This window comes from Mesorhizobium erdmanii (assembly GCF_013170725.1).
Lineage (GTDB): Bacteria > Pseudomonadota > Alphaproteobacteria > Rhizobiales > Rhizobiaceae > Mesorhizobium > Mesorhizobium erdmanii.
In genome coordinates this window covers 4,092,627-4,109,502 of sequence record NZ_CP033361.1, presented here as the reverse complement: position 1 = coordinate 4,109,502, position 16,876 = coordinate 4,092,627, and the positions used below count along the sequence as shown (strand labels likewise).

Here is a 16,876-nt window from a genome sequence, read left to right as displayed (position 1 = left end):
GGCCACGAAGCCGCGTGAAAGAAGATTATTTTGACCAACGAAAACACTTTGCCCGGCAACGTCACCGCGGAACTCTCCGGTTTCGCGGCGCTGGGAATTACCGGTGCGCTGCTCAAGGCCACCCACAATGCCGGCTTCACCGAACCGAAGCCGATCCAGATGCAGGCCATACCGCCGCAGCTGGAAGGCCGTGACATTTTCGGCATCGCGCAGACCGGCTCCGGCAAGACCGCGGCCTTCGCGCTGCCGATCCTGTCGAAGATCATCGCGCTCGGCACCAAGCGGCGCGCCAAGACGACCCGCGCGCTCATCCTGGCGCCGACCCGCGAGCTCGCCGTGCAGATCGAGGACACCATCAAGATCCTCGCCAAGGGCGCTCACGTCTCGACGGCGCTCGTGCTGGGCGGCGTCTCCCGCTTTAGCCAGGTGAAGAAGGTTGCTCCCGGCGTCGACATCCTCATTGCCACGCCCGGCCGGTTGACCGATCTGGTGCGCGAGGGCGACCTCATCCTCTCCGACACCAAATGGCTGGTGCTGGACGAGGGCGACCGCATGCTCGACATGGGCTTCATCAACGACGTCAAGCGGATCGCCAAGGCGACCGCGCCTGACCGCCAGACGGCGCTGTTTTCGGCCACCATGCCGGACGAGATCGCCGAACTGGCCAAGGGCCTGCTAAAGAACCCCGTCCGCATCGAAGTCTCGCCGCAAAGCACTGCTGCGGCCGAGATCGTGCAGGGCGTCGTCTTCGCCCGCACCAAGCAGAAGCGCCAGGTTTTGTCGACCATGCTCGCCGACGCGGCGATGAAGTCCGTCATCATCTTTTCGCGCACCAAGCATGGTGCCGACCGGGTGACCAAGGACCTCGAGCGCGACGGCTTCAAGGCCGCCGTCATTCATGGCAACAAGTCGCAGAACGCACGTCAGAAGGCGCTCAACGATTTCCGTGACGGTTCGGTGCGCATTCTGGTCGCGACCGACATCGCGGCGCGCGGCATCGACGTCCCCGGCATCAGCCATGTCGTGAATTTCGACCTGCCGGACGAAGCCGAAAGCTATGTCCACCGTATTGGCCGTACCGGCCGCAACGGCATGGACGGTATTGCGATCACGCTTTGCGATCCTTCGGAAAACAGCAAGCTGCGCCAGGTCGAGCGCATCATCCGCACCAAGCTGCCGATCGTTGCCGACCATCTCGGCAGCCCCGATCCGCAGCGCAATCCGGCCGAAAAGAACGAGCGCTTCGAGCCCGCCAACGACCGGAACGACCGCAATGGTCGTCGCGACGGCAGGCGGCCGGGCGGTGAGAAGAAGCCGAACAACGGTTTCGGCAAGAAGCGTTTCGGTGACAAGCCGGCCTTTGCCGGTGAACGCAAGCCGGAAGGCGCGAAACCCTTCAAGGGCAACAACAAGCGACGCTTCGGCGCCAAGCGTCCGGCGGCCCGCGCTGCTTAACTAATGCATGGCGCCCAGAAATGTACAACGGTTCTGGGACGACGACATGCATCAAAACAAAGACTTAAAAGCGCGTCGCCTGAATCCGGTTCAGAGCGACGCGCTTTAGACCTCGCGGCGGCCGGCCAGCCCTGGCGGTTGGCTGGTTGCTGGATTGAACAAGAAGAGGGCGGCTGAAGCGATGCTTCAGGCGCCCTTTTTCGTCTCTGCACTTTACTTCGCCACCGCCTCGACCCAGACGGCAATCCGTTGCGCCAGAAAAGCCGTGGTCGACGGCGACAGCGCATCGCCGGCGATCACGTGATTGTCGGGATCGCCTGTGCTTTCGATGGGAACCAATTCATGCGCGCCACCCCAGCGCCCGGCGATCTCGCGGGTGCGGTCAGGCCGCACCACTCTGTCCGAATCCGAGAAGATGAACAAAGCCGGGATATCGGCCTTCTCCACCGGCGCCCCATAGGCAAGTTCCGTCAGCGCCTGCATCGGCAGTGTCGCGGCGACCGGATATCTGGTGGTCCAGAATTTTTCGTGCAGCGCGTTGCGCGGCGGGAAACTGCGCTCCTTGCCGATGACGAGTTCGGCAATCTGCTTGCCCCACGGCATGGTCAGGATTCCGGCGCCGGACGCCTTTACCCCAAAGTTCGGCGAGATGAACGCGATCGCCGCCACCCCTTCGGATGCGCCGGGCTGCGTCGCCGCCCAGGCCGCCAGCGAGCCGCCGGTCGAGGTCGAGATGACGACCAACTTGTCGCCGATGGCACGGCCGATGGCGAGCGCCTCCTCATAGTCGTTTATCCAGGCATTGACGCTGCCTTGCGACATCGCGGCACCGTCCTGGCCATGGCCGGTGAGGCGCGTGTAGAACAGGTTGGCGTCGAGTTGGTCCGCCACCTCGTCGGGCAGGGGGCGGACCTCGCCTTTTGAAGCCGAGAACCCGTGGATATAGACGATCGACAGCGGCGTCTTGGCATGCACCATCGGGTTGGCCCAGACGATCTCTTTCTCCAGCCCGTCTCGGATGCCGGGCACGGCGGCTTCCACCTTTGCCACATAGGCCTGCGGATCGTCACCGACGGCGGAAGGGTCGAAGCGGATCGTGGTGTCGACGGGAACGCGAGGACCAAGCACGAAGGCCAATGCAAGAACGGCGATCAGGCCCAGCACAGCAAGCACGATCCGTCGCCCCATCGCAGACTCCACGCAACAACAGCAAGCCTATGGTGGCGGCCATGAACAGGCAACGGCCGTTCAGGCAGCCAAACCACCAATCCTGTGGGCATCTATTTGTTTGGCGGTTTGCGCTCGTAATGCAGCGGCCGTGCCTTCCAGCTGGTCATCAAGCTGATCACCCACCGGCTCCATGGCCTCGGCAGCAGGGCGAGAAATTTCAGCGGCCAACTCGTGCGGTACGGGAAGGTGACTTCGAATCCGCCGGATTTGATTGCCTTGACCATCCGGCGGGTCGCCCGACTGACCGGCATCAGGCCCGGCATCGGCAGCATGTTCTTTTCGGTCAGCGGCGTGTCGACAAAACCGGGGTTTATCACCTGGACGCGGATGTTCATCTTGTCGAAATCATACTTCAGCGACTCGGCCAGGATGTTGATCGCCGCCTTGGTGCCGCCATAGGCGGCGGTGGTGGGCCAGCCGAAATAGGCGGTGACCGATCCGACGAGCACGACATGGCCGCGCGACCGCACGCGCATATGCTCCACGACCGGCACCAGCCCATTGATGATGCCAAAATAATTGACCTCGAAGGACTTGCGAAAGTCGCTGACGACCAGAGCCTCTCCAGGCGTGGAAATGTAGTTCCCCGCATTGAAGACGGCGAGCACGATGGGACCGAGCTCCTTCTCGATCGCGGCGACCGTTCTCGCCATGCGCGGCTCGTCGGTCACGTCACAGGGAAAAGCCGTGACGCTGCCCGGCATCTGCGCGGTCTCGACGATCAACGTGTCGATCGGATCGTTGTCGAGCGCCGTTACCGCCACCGCATAGCCCTGGGACGCCAGATCCCTGGCCAGCGAGCGGCCAATGCCGCTGCTGCCGCCCGTGACCCAGGCGACGCCGTGTTTCGGATCGGCCCGATAGAGTGTCATGCTGCGCCCTGCCGAGTTTGTTAGTGCCTTGCTCTAGCGATGAAGAAATCGAATGGAAAGAGTGCTTTTCGACCACAAGTGCAAAATGAACTGTGCGATGCCGAGCCCTGCCTCGGGAACGCCAATGCAACGCAATGCCGGAAATGCGACTGGACCAGGCAATTCTTGCCTTGAAACCGCAGCGTCGGGTTTCTAGGGTTTCGGCGCACGCACACAAGGAAACCTGAATGGCCCGTTCTGTGATCGACGCGATCGGCAACACGCCTCTGATCCGCCTCAACAAAGCCTCCAAAGAAACCGGCTGCGAGATCCTGGGCAAGGCCGAATTCATGAATCCGGGGCAATCGGTCAAGGATCGCGCCGGGCTGTTCATCATCCGCGACGCCGAACAGCGCGGCCTATTGAAGCCGGGCGGTGTCATCGTCGAGGGGACGGCCGGCAACACGGGCATCGGCCTGACGCTGGTCGCCAAGGCGCTGGGATACCGCACCGTCATCGTCATCCCGGATACGCAGAGCCAGGAAAAGAAGGACACCATCCGGTTGCTCGGCGCCGAGCTGATCGAAGTGCCGGCGGTGCCCTACAAGAACCCCAACAATTACGTGAAACTATCGGGGCGGCTGGCCGAGCAGATGGCCAGCAGCGAGCCGAACGGCGCCATCTGGGCCAACCAGTTCGACAATGTCGCCAACCGCGACGGCCATATCCGCACCACGGCGGAGGAAATCTGGGCTCAGACCGGCGGCAAGGTCGATGGTTTTGTGTCGGCCGTCGGTTCCGGCGGTACGCTTGCCGGCGTTGCCTTTGGGCTGAAGGCCAAGAGCAAGGATGTCAAGATCGCGCTCGCCGATCCGCTGGGCGCCGCGCTCTACAGTTTCTACACCAGCGGCGAATTGAAGTCGGAGGGCAGCTCGATCACCGAAGGCATCGGGCAGGGGCGCATCACCGCCAATCTCGAAGGGTTCACGCCGGATTTCTCCTTCCAGATCAAGGATGAGGACGCACTGCCGATCGTCTTCGATCTTATTCAGGAAGAAGGTCTTTGCGTCGGCGGCTCGACCGGCATCAACATTGCCGGCGCCATCCGGCTGGCCAGGGAATTAGGCCCCGGCCATACCATCGTGACCATTCTTTGCGACTACGGCACACGCTATCAATCGAAGCTGTTCAACCCGGAATTCCTGCGCGAGAAGAATCTTCCCGTGCCGGGTTGGATGGAACTGCGGAGCAGGATTTCAGTGCCGTTCGAAAAGCTCTCGTGATGGCGCACAAAACGGAAGCGCTGTTTCGCGACGATGCCTATCTCCGCACGGCGGATGCGATGGTTGTTGCCGTCAATGATCGTGGCGGCATCGTTCTCGACCGGACGATCTTTTATGCGACATCGGGTGGGCAGCCGGGCGATACCGGCTATCTCGAACGCGGCGACGGCAGCCGCATCGCCATTGCCGCTACCATCACGGGTGAGACCAAGGACGAGATCATCCATGTGCCGGCGCCCGAGCAGCCGACCCTGGCTGTTGGCGAGAAGGTGAAACTCGCCATCGACTGGGAGCGACGGCACCTGTTGATGCGCATGCACGCTGCCTGTCACCTGCTCACTGTCGTTTGCCCGTTCCTGATCACCGGAGCCGCGGTTTCCGAGGACGACAGCCGTGTAGACTTCGACATTCCAGACGCCAGTTTCAGCAAGGAAGAAGTGACCGCGAGCCTGATGGATCTGGTGCGGGCCGATCATCCGATCTTCACCAGGCTGATCAGCGACGAGGAACTCGCGGCGAACCCTGGCCTGGTAAAGTCCAAGAACGTCCGGCCGCCGGTCGGCACCGGCAAGATCCGCCTCGTCTGCATCGGTGACAACGCTTCGGTGGACAGCCAGCCCTGCGGCGGTACGCATGTGAAAAGCACCGGCGAAGTCGGCGAAATCCACATCGGCAAGATTGAAAAGAAGGGCCGTGAAAACAGGCGCTTCCGCATCCGCTTCGGCCCGATGCCGGCGGCCTGACTCGCAACGCTTTGCTTTACCCCGGAGTGAGAGAATCAGAATGGCCGAGAACAGTCCTTTTATCGTCGATGCGGACTGGTTGCAGGGGCACCTGGGCGAGCCCGGCCTGACGATTATCGATGCGTCCTGGTATCTGCCTGCGCAAAAGCGCGACGCGCGCTCCGAATATGATGCAGCGCACATCCCGGGCGCCCGGTTCCTGGATCAGGACGCGGTTTCGGATCCCGACGCTGCTTTGCCGCATACGCTGCCATCGCCTCGGCATTTTGCCCAATATGTCGGCGCGATGGGCGTCTCGGCCGACGACACCATTGTCGTTTATGACGGTCCGGGTTTCTTCTCGGCGCCCCGAGCCTGGTGGATGTTTCGCGTCATGGGTGTTTTCCAGACCTATATTCTGGATGGCGGCTTCGACGGTTGGAAAGCTGCCGGACGGCCGGTAACGGCCGAACCGACGAAGATCGCGCCAAGCGTATTCCATGCCGATTTCGACGCGGGTCGTGTCGCCAGCCTTGCCGATATGCGCCGGATCGTCGAGACCGCCACAAGCCAGATTGCCGATGCCCGCGGACCCGGCCGCTTCACTGGAACCGAGCCTGAGCCACGCGCGGGTATTCGTTCCGGCCATATGCCGGGTGCCCGCAACGTGCCTTACTCCGCACTGTCGGAAAACGGCATGCTGTTGTCGAACGACCGTTTGCGCAAGGTGATCGAGGACGCCGGCATCGACCTGTCGAAGCCGGTCGTCACATCTTGCGGATCCGGTGTCACCGCCGCGGTGATCACGCTGGCGCTGGAGACGCTTGGCCACACCGACAACAGGCTCTATGACGGCTCATGGACCGAGTGGGGCGGGCTGTCCGATACGCCTGTGGTGACCGGCCCTGCGACAACCGGCCCCGCGAAAACCGGCCCCATGAAAATCGGCAAGGAATGAAAACGATGGAAAACGGCGTGCTGCAGGACATTGAAGTCACGGTGACTTTTCTCGAAATGCACGCCCCGCCGGCCGTCTCGCCGCCAGTACCCTACAACCGCCAGGTCGCGCTGCTGAAGACCAGAGACATTCCCTTGCACTTTTACCGCTATTTGATGGACCGGGTCGGACGCAAATGGCATTGGGTGAATGTTCTGAGGTTGGACGACGACGAGCTTTCGGCCGGCATCCACCGTGAGGACCGCGACATCAGGGTGCTCTATCTCGACGGCGCGCCCGCCGGTTTCTTCGATCTCAAGCCGCATCTGCCTGATGAAGTCGAACTCGCCTATTTCGGCATGATGGAACATGCCACCGGGCAAGGCATTGGCCGCTGGTTCCTGGGTTCGGCGATTTCAGCCGCCTGGTCGCATGGGCCGAAACGCGTGACGGTGCAGACCTGCACGCTGGACCATCCGGCGGCTCTGCCGCTCTATCAGAAGCTCGGTTTCAAACCGGTCGCGCAGAAGAAAGAGGTCGTGCACCCGCTGCCTTTCGCCGAGCGCTCGGCCAGCGTCATGCGGCCGTGATCGGCATTTCCGGCGAAATCAGAATCGCCTCCAATGCCCTATTTGTTTGTTTTTTCGCAATTCCCAAGCGGAAGCGCTATGCGCTTCTCCCGGCAAAATCGCTACGCCCTTTTCCTGGAATTGCTTTGAGCGAAAGCTGAACCGCCCGTTCATCGGCGCTTCAGCCTGGCTTAGGCATGTTGCCCGCATCATCAATGCGGTTGACGCCGAAGGAGAAAAGACGTGCTGACACGACGTACACTTGCCGCCGCGCTGATTGCTGCAATCGCGATGCCGAGCCTTGCCGCTGCCCAGGCGACGACGCCGTCGGCGGCGACGATCGAGCGCAGGCTCGAGGCGGCGCCCCGGGTGAAACTGCGGCCGAACGAGCGCGTCACCATCCGCGAATTCAAGCGCCGGCCGGATTTGCGTCGCATGGCGCGCTCGATCGACATCCAGTCGATCAATTTCGCCTTCGGCTCGGCAGCCATCTCCAGGTCGCAATACGACAAGATCGAGAATATCGCCGATGCACTGCGGCGGATCCTGCATCGCGATCCCGGGGCCCGCGTGCTGATAGAAGGGCATACGGATGCCGTCGGCTCCGTTCAGTCGAACCAGTCCCTGTCCGAGCAGCGCGCCGCTTCGTTGAAGCGCACGCTGGTGCGTGAGTTCGGCGTACCCAGCTATGGCTTGGAGACTGTTGGCTATGGCGAGGAGTTCCTGCTCGTGCCGACGCAGAACGAAAACTGGCAGAATCGCCGGGTGACGCTCCGTCGCTTTGACGACTTTATCCGCTGACGCGCGAGCGTCAGCGCGGATCAATTAGTCGGCTTACGTGATTGGAATTTGACAAAACCGCCACCTCGAACAGGGCGGCCTGGGCCGATCGGAGAACGCCGATCGGTCCATCCTCTCTTGGCAGGAATCGGGTGGGAAGCTTCGACCTGAGCGCATAGTTTCCGGCAATCACACCGGAGATTTCATCATGACCATTCAGTTCAAAGCGCTGCCGACCCAGGATGTCAGGGCCCTTCAATTTGGCGGCCCGGATGCCTACGGCCACACGCCGGAGCGAAAGATTTCCGACGGTGACGGCATGCCTTGCCGACACTGCTTGAAGAACATCGCATCTGGCGATGCCTATCTCATTCTTGCCTATCGGCCATTTCCGGACCTTCAGCCCTATGCCGAAACCGGGCCGATCTTCCTGCATGCGCAAGAATGCGAGCGCGCCGCCGAGACCGAAATGCTTCCCGAGATTCTCGAAAGCCCGGACTACATCGTGCGCGGCTATAGCAGGGACAACCGCATCGTCTATGGCAGCGGCGGGGTCATTCCGGTCGAGGCGATTGCGGCGCGGGCAGAGACTCTGTTCGAACGCGACGACATTGCCTACGCGCATGTCCGCTCGGCGCGCAACAACTGCTACCAGTGCCGCATCGAACGGGCGTGAGCTGCAAGGGGATTGCGGGAAGAGACTTTGTCGTACTTCCGTCGCATAGATGCGATAGGGAGTGATTGTCGATCGATTGGCCGACCGCGGATGAACCGGCGGCAATCTCGATATCGAGGAAGCGGGGCTTTGGCTCCGCTTTTTTGTTGCCCGGTTCCCCGCAAAAGCCGCCCACGCAAAGAAAAAGCCCGCCGGCCACGCCGACGGGCTTCGACTATTTGCCTGGAGGGGCTTCTTAGTTGAACTTATACTTCGCGCCGACACGCACGGTATGGAAAGAAGACGTGGAGGTGATGGAGTCGTCAGGCAGCCCCAGCTCCGACGAGAAATCCTTCTTGGCGAACTGCGAATAGCGATACTCGACACCGATCGTGACGTTGCTGGAAACTGCGGTTTCCAGACCACCGCCAACCGAGAAACCGCTCGAGCCCCAGTCGAGGATATCCCCGACCGGGTCGGAAGCGTTCAGATCGAAATGCTGCCAGCTGTAGCCAGCCAACGCGTAGGCGAGGGTCGATTCGTTCATTTTCATGCCGACGCGGCCGAGCACGTCAAAACCATAGTCGGTATCGACATTGATCGACCCGCCGCCGAGGTCAAGCTTCGAGGTCATGCCCGAGTAGCGGGCATCGACCAGGACGCCGGCGACCCAATTGCCGAAGTCATGGTCGTAGCCGACGTTCAACTCGCCAAACGCGCCTTCGCCGCCGAGGCCATTGAACTTGGCGCCGACAAGCGGCGGGATTTCGATCTGATGCACGGACGCACCCGCACCCAAGCCGCCGCCGATATAGAAGCCGGTCCAGTTGTAGGCGGGTGCTTCAAACGAAGCGGGAGCGCCATTCTGCGCACCGAAGCGATAGCTGGCGGCAACCTGGAATGTATGACGCGACGTATCGAGGTTGAGAAGGCCATCCGGAGCTCCGACAAGGCCAGCTTCGGAAAGGAGATCTCCCTTGGTGCCGAAGCGAGTATAGCGATACTCGGTCTTGATCGTCCAATTGCTGTTGATGGCCGTTTCGAGACCGCCCCCGACAAAGTATCCGCTCTGGTCCCAATCGAACCCAAAGCCGGCGTTCGAGTCGAGTTTGGACTTCTGCCAGGAGTATCCACCCATGACGTAGCCCAGCGTATTCGGCGTCAGGAGGTAGCCAGCGCGCAGACCGGCATCAAAGCCATAGGTCTCCTGGATGGAGGCATTGAACGGCCCGACATCGAGCGAGGTTTCGATATTGCCGACGTGGACATCGACGAGCCCGCCGAGGAGGAAGCGGGGCGAGACCATATAGTCGTAACCAGCGGTCAGTTCGCCGTAAACGCCTTCGCCGCCGATGCCGTTCAGCGAGATGGGAGCAAAATCGCTGCTCAGCTTATGGACGTTGGCCCCGGCGCCAACGCCAAAGCCGACATAAACACCGCTCCAGTTAAAACCGGATGCCTCGACCGGTTGCACGACATCTGCCGCATGCGCAGCCGACATCAACGCCACTACAGAGACAGCACCCAAAAGAAAAGATTTCGCAGAAACGCGAAGAAACATAGCCCAAACCCCTATTCAATAAACCCGCCAGGGTTCTAGCAGGCTTAGTCAGGTTGGGAATGACAAATATGCAACAGTTTTGGGCAATCTCCATCTGCAGCGGACACTGATCTGTCCAGTAATCAGACTTGCCGCCCTAGATCGGCCAATAGACCCCGGATCGGCCAATAAAAAGCCCGCCGGAGTGAACCGGCGGGCAGTAACAGCACGTTGACTTTTTCTGGGTGTATCAGGCGGCCAGAACGGCTTTCGGCTCAACCAATTCGTAGCCGAGGGCATCGGCGACCGCCCGGTTGGTGATCTTGCCCTTGTGGACATTGAGGCCGTTGCGCAAATGATGATCGTCGACCAGCGCCTTCAGGCCCTTGTCGGCGAGTTGCAGGCCGTAATGTAGCGTCGCGTTGTTCAACGCATGGGCCGAGGTGACCGGCACGGCACCTGGCATGTTGGCGACGCAATAGTGGATGACGCCGTCAACCTCGTAGGTCGGCTCGGCGTGAGTCGTCGCATGCGAGGTTTCGAAGCAGCCGCCCTGGTCGATGGCGACGTCGACCAGCACCGAGCCCTTCTTCATGCCGGACAGCATCTCGCGGGTGACGAGCTTCGGCGCGGCGGCACCCGGGATCAGCACGGCGCCGACGACGATGTCGGCCGAGAAGCATTCTTCCTCGAGTGCCTCGACGGTCGAGTAGCGGGTGTGGACACGGCCGGCGAACAGGTCGTCGAGTTGGCGCAGGCGCGGGATCGAACGGTCGATGATGGTGACGTCGGCGCCAAGACCGGCGGCCATGCGGGCCGCGTGCAGGCCGACGACGCCGCCGCCGAGCACGGTGACCTTGCCGGGCAGCACGCCCGGCACGCCGCCAAGCAGCACCCCACGGCCGCCATTGGCCTTCTGCAGCGCCGTGGCGCCGGCCTGGATGGACAGGCGGCCGGCGACTTCCGACATCGGTGCCAAGAGCGGCAGGCCGCCACGGTCGTCGGTCACGGTTTCGTAGGCGATCGCCGTCACGCCAGAAGCGAGCAGGCCCTTGGTCTGTTCCGGATCCGGAGCCAGGTGCAGATAGGTGTACAGGATCTGGCCGTCGCGCAATTGAACCCACTCATTGGGCTGCGGCTCCTTGACCTTGACGATCATGTCCGACTTGGCGAACACGTCGGCGGCGGTCTTGGCGATGGTGGCGCCGGCGGCGCGATAGGCGTTGTCGTCGGCGCCGATGCCCGCACCGGCACCCGCTTCGACCAGCACTTCGTGGCCATGCGCCACATATTCGCGAACCGAGCCGGGCGTCAGGCCGACACGATATTCGTGGTTCTTGATTTCCTTGGGGCAACCGACGCGCATTTTATTCTCCTGATCCGGCCCTTTTGGGCTCACTCCCTGTATTCTCAAAGTGAACCATGAATCGGCCCGCAAGTGTTTGCGAATGCGCTTGCGCGAACAGGAGGGTTTCGATAATCGTTGCGCCAAATAGCAATATATTCGCAGGATTCACGAAAAATGCCGCTCGACAGGATCGATATCGCCATTCTTGAGACGTTGCAGAAGGATGGCCGGATCCCCAATGCGGCGCTTGCCGAGAAGGTTGGCCTGTCGCAATCGGCCTGTTCGCGCCGGCTCGACAATCTGGAAAAATCCGGAACCATTCGCGGCTATCACGCCCGGTTGTCCAACGCGGCGCTCGGTCATCAGATGACGGCGATCGTGCATATATCGCTTTCGGGCCAGTTCGAGAAGACGCTGTCGGATTTCGAGGCGGCGATCAAACGGTGCCCCAACGTCCTGTCTTGCCATCTGATGTCAGGCGAATACGACTATATCCTGCGCATCGCCGCCAAGGACCTCGTCGACTACGAGCGCATCCACAAGGAATGGCTGTCGGCCATGCCGCATGTGACCAAGATCAATTCGTCCTTCGCGCTCCGCGAGATTGTCGACCGCACGGCGATGGGAATGAAGCCGGAAATGGCTTAACGCCAAAGACATACCTTGACGTCCTTCCCGATATAGCATGCGCCTTCGCGGCGAAGGTCTTCCCAATGTTCATCGCCATGGGTCTCGCTGATATCCGAGTTCGCATAGCCCGCCCACAGGTCACCGTCCTTGTATACGTCTGCCCAGTAATCCTTGGACATTTCACCAGCGCCACTGTGGGTATCAGGGTAGTCGATACCGGCAAAGACTTGCCGGGGCCCCTGGATATTGAAATCGCCGCCGCTTTCGATTTGATAGGAGCATCTTCCGGATATGCGGGTCTGACCGCTGACAATTAGCAGGCAGCGGCCCCATTTGTAACCGCTCGGCAGACGATGCTTTGGCAACGCATGCGAAGGCGAGACGGAGAACGAAATTGCAAGGACAGCGGCTACAGTTCGCCCGATCATCTCGATCATCCTTTTTGAAGCAGCCAATCCAGCAACCGCGAGTGCGGCCGGGCACTCTCGGGTACGCACGGAGGGCATGCCCAAGCGCTCCACCAAAGAGGATACTATTTATCGACCAAGTCAGATTTTTGTCACGGATATCTTCGCTGCTTCAGCGCGACGCGCTTCACGCTTCCGTCACGATCCGATCCATCGGAATGTCATGCGGCTGCGGATAGATCGTGTCGATGCGCTGCATCTCGTAGCCGACGCCGATGACCAGCGGCTTGAACGGCATGGCTGCCAGCGTGCGGTCGAAGAAGCCGCCGCCATAGCCCAGCCGGTAGTGCGAGGGATCGATGCCGACGATCGGCGAGATGACGATGTCCGGCAGCACCGGATCGCCTTCGGCCGGGATCGGGATGTTCCAGACGCCCTTTTCCAATCGGTCGCCCGGTTTATAGGCACGAAAGATCAGCGGTTGCCCTTTTTCGACGACGATGGGCAGCGCCGTGCGGCCGCCGCGCTCGTTGATGGACGCCATCCATGGCCGCAGATCCGGCTCGCCGCGAAACGGCCAGTAGAGGCTGACCATGCGGCCGCTGATCTCGCCGATGACCGCGTCGAGCCCTTGGGCGATGCGCAGGGACATGGCCGCTCGCGCGTCGGCCGAAACAGCAAGGCGGGCAGCAATCAGGCGTTCGCGCTCGGCCTTGCGCCAGCGTCTCACATCGGTCCAGTCGGACAGCGGCGGCCGGAATTCGGGATCGAGCTCGTGCATGAAGCGGGGCGGCGAGGAATACTGTGCCGGGCTGTCGCCGTCATGATCGTTGGCCATGCGTCACCTCATAGCGTGTTCGATGACGCTATACCTCGCGGCACGATACATCTTGTGTATTCACGACATGGGACGGCGAGTCCCGGGCATGGTGCTTTTGTTGCTGCATTGCACAAAAATACCTACATCTAGGGAAGGCGATCTCGCCATCAGGGGTGAACGAAATGACCGAACCCAGCCATCATGTCGTCGTTGTCGGCGCGGGTTTCGGCGGTCTCGAATTCACCCGCGCGCTGTCGGGCGCACCGGTACGCATCACCATGATCGACAAGCGCAACCACCATCTGTTCCAGCCGCTGCTTTACCAGGTGGCGACGACGGCGCTGGCCACATCCGAGGTTGCCTGGCCGATCCGCCATCTCCTGCGCAAGCGCAAGGACGTCACCACGCTGCTCGCCAACGTCACCGGTGTCGACCGGGCCGGCAAACGCGTGCTGCTCGATGACGGCAGCGCCGTCGCCTACGACACGCTGGTGCTCGCCACCGGTGCCCGCCATGCCTATTTCGGTCACGACGAATGGGAACCGTTCGCGCCGGGGCTAAAGACGCTAGAGGACGCCACCACCATCCGGCGGCGCATTCTCCTGGCCTTCGAACAGGCCGAGCGGGAGACCGATCCCGCCAAGCGCCAGGCGCTGCTGACCATCGCGATCGTCGGTGGCGGGCCGACCGGGGTGGAACTGGCCGGCACCATCGTCGAGCTGGCGCACGACACGCTGCGCGGCGAGTTCCGCAACATCGATATCAGGCAAACGCGCGTGGTGCTTATCGAGGCTGGTGACCGCATCCTTGCCAATTTCGCGCCAAAACTCTCCGATTACGCCAGCAAGGCGCTCGAGCGGCTCGGCGTGACGGTCGAGCTCGGCCGGGCCGTCACGCGCTGCGACGCCGAAGGCGTGGGCTTTGGTGACAAGCAATTGGCGGCGAAGACAATCCTGTGGGCGGCCGGCGTTGCCGCTTCGCCCGCCGCCCAGTGGCTGGCGGCGAAGGCGGACCGAGCGGGCAGGGTGCTTGTCGAGCCTGACCTCAGCGTGCCCGGCAGCCCCGAGATTTTTGTCATCGGCGACGCCGCCCTTGTGCTGCGGCCCGATGGCCGGCCGGTACCTGGCGTGGCTCCTTCCGCCAAGCAACAGGGCCGGCATGTTGCGGCCATAATCAAGGCCAGGCTCGATGGTGAGACGACCGCGCGTCCTTTTCACTACAAACATGCCGGTGACCTGGCGACGATCGGCAAACGCGCGGCTGCGATCGATTTCGGCTGGATCAAGCTTACGGGCTGGCTCGCCTGGTGGCTGTGGGGCATCGCCCACATCTATTTCCTGATCGGTTTCCGCAACCGGCTTGCGGTTTCCCTGAGCTGGCTATGGATCTACGTCACGGGCCAGCGCTCCGCCCGGCTGATCACCCAGGGCGACGACGACAAGACCTGACTTTTTTCACCGCCCTGTTCATCCGCCCGTCATCTGTTGCTGATGGATTGGCGTGCCGATGCGCGCGACTTCTTCAGTGGACTTGCGCTGGTTTCGGCGCGAAGTTCGCTTCGGGCAGGGCGGGGCATGATCCCGAAAAGTGGGACCCGGTTTTCGGAAAAGATCATGGTCCAACAGACAGACCATTGTCACGTTGTCGAAGAAGGAGAAAACATGTCGCAACTGCTCCACCCCGTCTCCCGCCGCGGTCTTCTCGCCGGCGCCGCCGCCGCAGGGGCGCTGATCATGCTTCATCCCTTCTCCGCCCGGGCGCAGGCCAATCAGGCGCATCTGCGCATCATGGAAACCACCGACATCCATGTGAACGTGCTGCCTTATGATTACTACGCCGACAAAGCCAACGACACGCTGGGCCTTTCGCGTACAGCGTCGCTGATCGACGCGGTGCGCAAGGAAGCCGTCAATTCGATGCTGATCGACAATGGCGACCTGCTGCAGGGCAACCCGATGGGCGACTACATCGCCTACGAGAAAGGCCTGAAGGACGGCGATCTGCATCCCGTCATGAAAGGCATGAACCTGCTCGGCTACGAGTGTTCGACGCTCGGCAACCACGAGTTCAACTATGGCTTGTCGTTCCTCGACAAGGTGCTGGCCGGTGCCAATTTCCCGTTCGTCTGCGCCAACCTGATCCGCGGCACCGAGCTTGCCGCCAATCCGCGTGACGACAAGCTCTACCTCAAGCCCTATGTGATCCTCGATAAGAAGATCAAGGACGGTTCGGGCGCCGAGCAGCCGATCAGGATAGGCATCATCGGCTTCGTGCCGCCGCAGATCATGGTCTGGGACCTCAAAAATCTCGAGGGCCATGTCAAGACGCGCGATATCGTCGAGGCGGCCAAGGCCTGGGTGCCGCAGATGAAGGAGGAGGGCGCCGACATCGTCATCGCGCTCTCGCATTCCGGCATCGATGTGAAGCAGGGCGATATGATGGAGAACGCATCGTTCTTCGTCGCCGGGGTCGATGGCATCGATGCCGTTTTCACCGGCCACCAGCACCTGGTGTTTCCCGGCAAGAAGGATTTCCAATCGCTCGACGGCGTCGATACGCAAAAAGGCACCCTGCAGGGCAAGCCCGCCGTGATGGGCGGTTTCTGGGGCTCGCACATGGGCCTGATCGACCTGATGCTGGAGCGCGACGGATCGAAATGGAGGGTCGTTTCCGCAACCTCCGAGGCGCGGCCGATCTTCGAGCGCGTCGACAACAAGAACAAGCCGACAGTTCCCGACGACAAGCGCATTATCGCGGCACTCGAACAGGACCATCAGGCGACATTGGCGTATGTGCGCCGTCCGGTCGGCAAGACCTCGGCACCGCTCTATTCCTACTTCTCGCTGGTTGCCGACGATCCGTCGGTGCAGGTCGTCAGCCAGGCGCAGACCTGGTATTTGAAGGACATCCTCAAGAGCACGCAGTGGAAGGACGTGCCGCTGCTTTCGGCCGCGGCGCCCTTCAAGGCCGGCGGGCGCAACGGCGCCGACTACTACACCGACGTGCCCGCCGGCGATATCGCCATCAAGAACGTCGCCGACCTCTATCTCTATCCCAACACCGTGCGTGCCGTCGAAATCACCGGGGCGCAGGTCAAGGAATGGCTGGAAATGTCGGCCGGCATCTTCAACAGGATCGAGGCGGGCAAGGCCGACCAGGCGCTCATCAACACCGATTTCCCGTCCTACAATTTCGACGTCATCGATGGCGTCACTTACAAGATTGACCTGTCGCAGCCGCCGAAATACGATGCAAAGGGCGGTGTCGCGAACGCCGGTTCGAGCCGCATCATCGACTTGATGTTCGACCGAAAACCAATTGATCCCAATCAGAAATTCGTCGTCGCGACCAACAACTACCGGGCCGGCGGCGGCGGCAATTTCCCCGACATCAATGCGTCGAAGATCATCTACGAAGCGCCGGATACCAACCGCGACGTCATCGTTCGCTACATTGTGAGCCAGGGCACGATCAACCCGTCGGCGGATGGCAACTGGTCGTTCGCGCCGCTGCCGGGAACCAGCGTCACCTTCGAGACGGGCGTCAAGGCAAAGGACTTCATCGCCGATGTGAAGTCGCTCAAGATCGAACCGGCGGGCGAGGGCGAAGCCGGTTTTGCGAAGTATCGCATACTGCTCTGATCGGGCCG

At 61.7% G+C, this 16,876-nt stretch carries 16 protein-coding genes; 10 read left to right on the top strand and 6 right to left on the bottom strand.

Features of this window, described 5'->3' with window-relative positions; genetic code table 11:
- The first annotated feature begins 30 nt into the window (after positions 1-30).
- A complete protein-coding gene (locus EB233_RS19915) occupies positions 31-1,455 on the top strand; it encodes a DEAD/DEAH box helicase (RefSeq protein WP_064991412.1) in 1,425 nt (474 codons plus the stop codon).
- A gap of 213 nt (positions 1,456-1,668) precedes the next feature.
- Here the strand turns inward: EB233_RS19915 and EB233_RS19910 are convergent, their stop codons facing one another.
- Together EB233_RS19910 and EB233_RS19905 are read right to left on the bottom strand one after the other, a co-directional pair.
- On the bottom strand, positions 1,669-2,643 hold the full coding sequence (locus EB233_RS19910) for an alpha/beta hydrolase (RefSeq protein ID WP_064991411.1): 975 nt from the start codon (positions 2,641-2,643) through the stop codon (positions 1,669-1,671).
- Positions 2,644-2,735: 92 nt separating this feature from the next.
- Positions 2,736-3,557 carry an SDR family oxidoreductase gene (locus EB233_RS19905; protein WP_027051803.1) on the bottom strand — a complete coding sequence of 274 codons (822 nt, stop codon included), beginning with the start codon at positions 3,555-3,557 and terminating at the stop codon, positions 2,736-2,738.
- Positions 3,558-3,784: 227 nt separating this feature from the next.
- On the opposite strand from EB233_RS19905, the gene EB233_RS19900 reads away from it, so the two are divergent.
- The 6 genes from EB233_RS19900 (at position 3,785) to EB233_RS19875 (ending at position 8,503) form a co-directional block, all read left to right on the top strand.
- Positions 3,785-4,819, top strand: coding sequence for a cysteine synthase A (locus EB233_RS19900; protein WP_064991410.1), 1,035 nt, complete (start codon positions 3,785-3,787; stop codon positions 4,817-4,819).
- On the top strand, positions 4,819-5,562 hold the full coding sequence (locus EB233_RS19895) for an alanyl-tRNA editing protein (RefSeq protein WP_064991409.1): 744 nt from the start codon (positions 4,819-4,821) through the stop codon (positions 5,560-5,562). The genes EB233_RS19900 and EB233_RS19895 overlap by 1 nt, the downstream gene beginning before the upstream one ends.
- A 40-nt stretch (positions 5,563-5,602) precedes the next feature.
- A complete protein-coding gene (gene sseA, locus EB233_RS19890; protein WP_064991408.1) occupies positions 5,603-6,499 on the top strand; it encodes a 3-mercaptopyruvate sulfurtransferase in 897 nt (298 codons plus the stop codon).
- Positions 6,500-6,504: 5 nt separating this feature from the next.
- Positions 6,505-7,068, top strand: coding sequence for a GNAT family N-acetyltransferase (locus EB233_RS19885; RefSeq protein ID WP_064991640.1), 564 nt, complete (start codon positions 6,505-6,507; stop codon positions 7,066-7,068).
- A gap of 222 nt (positions 7,069-7,290) precedes the next feature.
- Positions 7,291-7,848 carry an OmpA family protein gene (locus EB233_RS19880; RefSeq protein WP_064991407.1) on the top strand — a complete coding sequence of 186 codons (558 nt, stop codon included), beginning with the start codon at positions 7,291-7,293 and terminating at the stop codon, positions 7,846-7,848.
- A gap of 187 nt (positions 7,849-8,035) precedes the next feature.
- A complete protein-coding gene (locus tag EB233_RS19875) occupies positions 8,036-8,503 on the top strand; it encodes a DUF1203 domain-containing protein (protein ID WP_064991406.1) in 468 nt (155 codons plus the stop codon).
- A gap of 235 nt (positions 8,504-8,738) precedes the next feature.
- Here the strand turns inward: EB233_RS19875 and EB233_RS19870 are convergent, their stop codons facing one another.
- Positions 8,739-10,043, bottom strand: a complete 1,305-nt coding sequence (locus EB233_RS19870) for an outer membrane protein (protein WP_064991405.1) — start codon at positions 10,041-10,043, stop codon at positions 8,739-8,741.
- A gap of 229 nt (positions 10,044-10,272) precedes the next feature.
- Complete coding sequence (ald, locus tag EB233_RS19865) at positions 10,273-11,388, bottom strand: alanine dehydrogenase (RefSeq protein ID WP_027051811.1); 1,116 nt, start codon at positions 11,386-11,388, stop codon at positions 10,273-10,275.
- A 156-nt stretch (positions 11,389-11,544) separates the two neighbouring features.
- Between ald and EB233_RS19860 the strand changes: the two genes are divergently transcribed.
- The gene (locus EB233_RS19860; protein WP_010909317.1) at positions 11,545-12,018 is read left to right on the top strand and encodes an Lrp/AsnC family transcriptional regulator; all 474 of its coding nucleotides are present in this window, start codon (positions 11,545-11,547) and stop codon (positions 12,016-12,018) included.
- On the opposite strand, the gene EB233_RS19855 is transcribed toward EB233_RS19860, so the two are convergent.
- Entirely contained in the window at positions 12,015-12,437 is a 423-nt protein-coding gene (locus EB233_RS19855; protein WP_064991404.1) for a hypothetical protein, read from the bottom strand. The genes EB233_RS19860 and EB233_RS19855 overlap by 4 nt on opposite strands.
- Positions 12,438-12,594: 157 nt before the next feature.
- Positions 12,595-13,245, bottom strand: a complete 651-nt coding sequence (locus EB233_RS19850; protein WP_081294270.1) for a 5-formyltetrahydrofolate cyclo-ligase — start codon at positions 13,243-13,245, stop codon at positions 12,595-12,597.
- Between the two features lie 164 nt (positions 13,246-13,409).
- Here EB233_RS19850 and EB233_RS19845 point away from each other — a divergent pair, with 164 nt between their 5' ends.
- Both EB233_RS19845 and EB233_RS19840 read left to right on the top strand, forming a co-directional pair.
- Complete coding sequence (locus EB233_RS19845; protein ID WP_064991403.1) at positions 13,410-14,675, top strand: NAD(P)/FAD-dependent oxidoreductase; 1,266 nt, start codon at positions 13,410-13,412, stop codon at positions 14,673-14,675.
- A 213-nt stretch (positions 14,676-14,888) separates the two neighbouring features.
- Complete coding sequence (locus tag EB233_RS19840) at positions 14,889-16,868, top strand: bifunctional 2',3'-cyclic-nucleotide 2'-phosphodiesterase/3'-nucleotidase (protein WP_064991638.1); 1,980 nt, start codon at positions 14,889-14,891, stop codon at positions 16,866-16,868.
- The last annotated feature ends 8 nt before the right edge of the window (positions 16,869-16,876 follow it).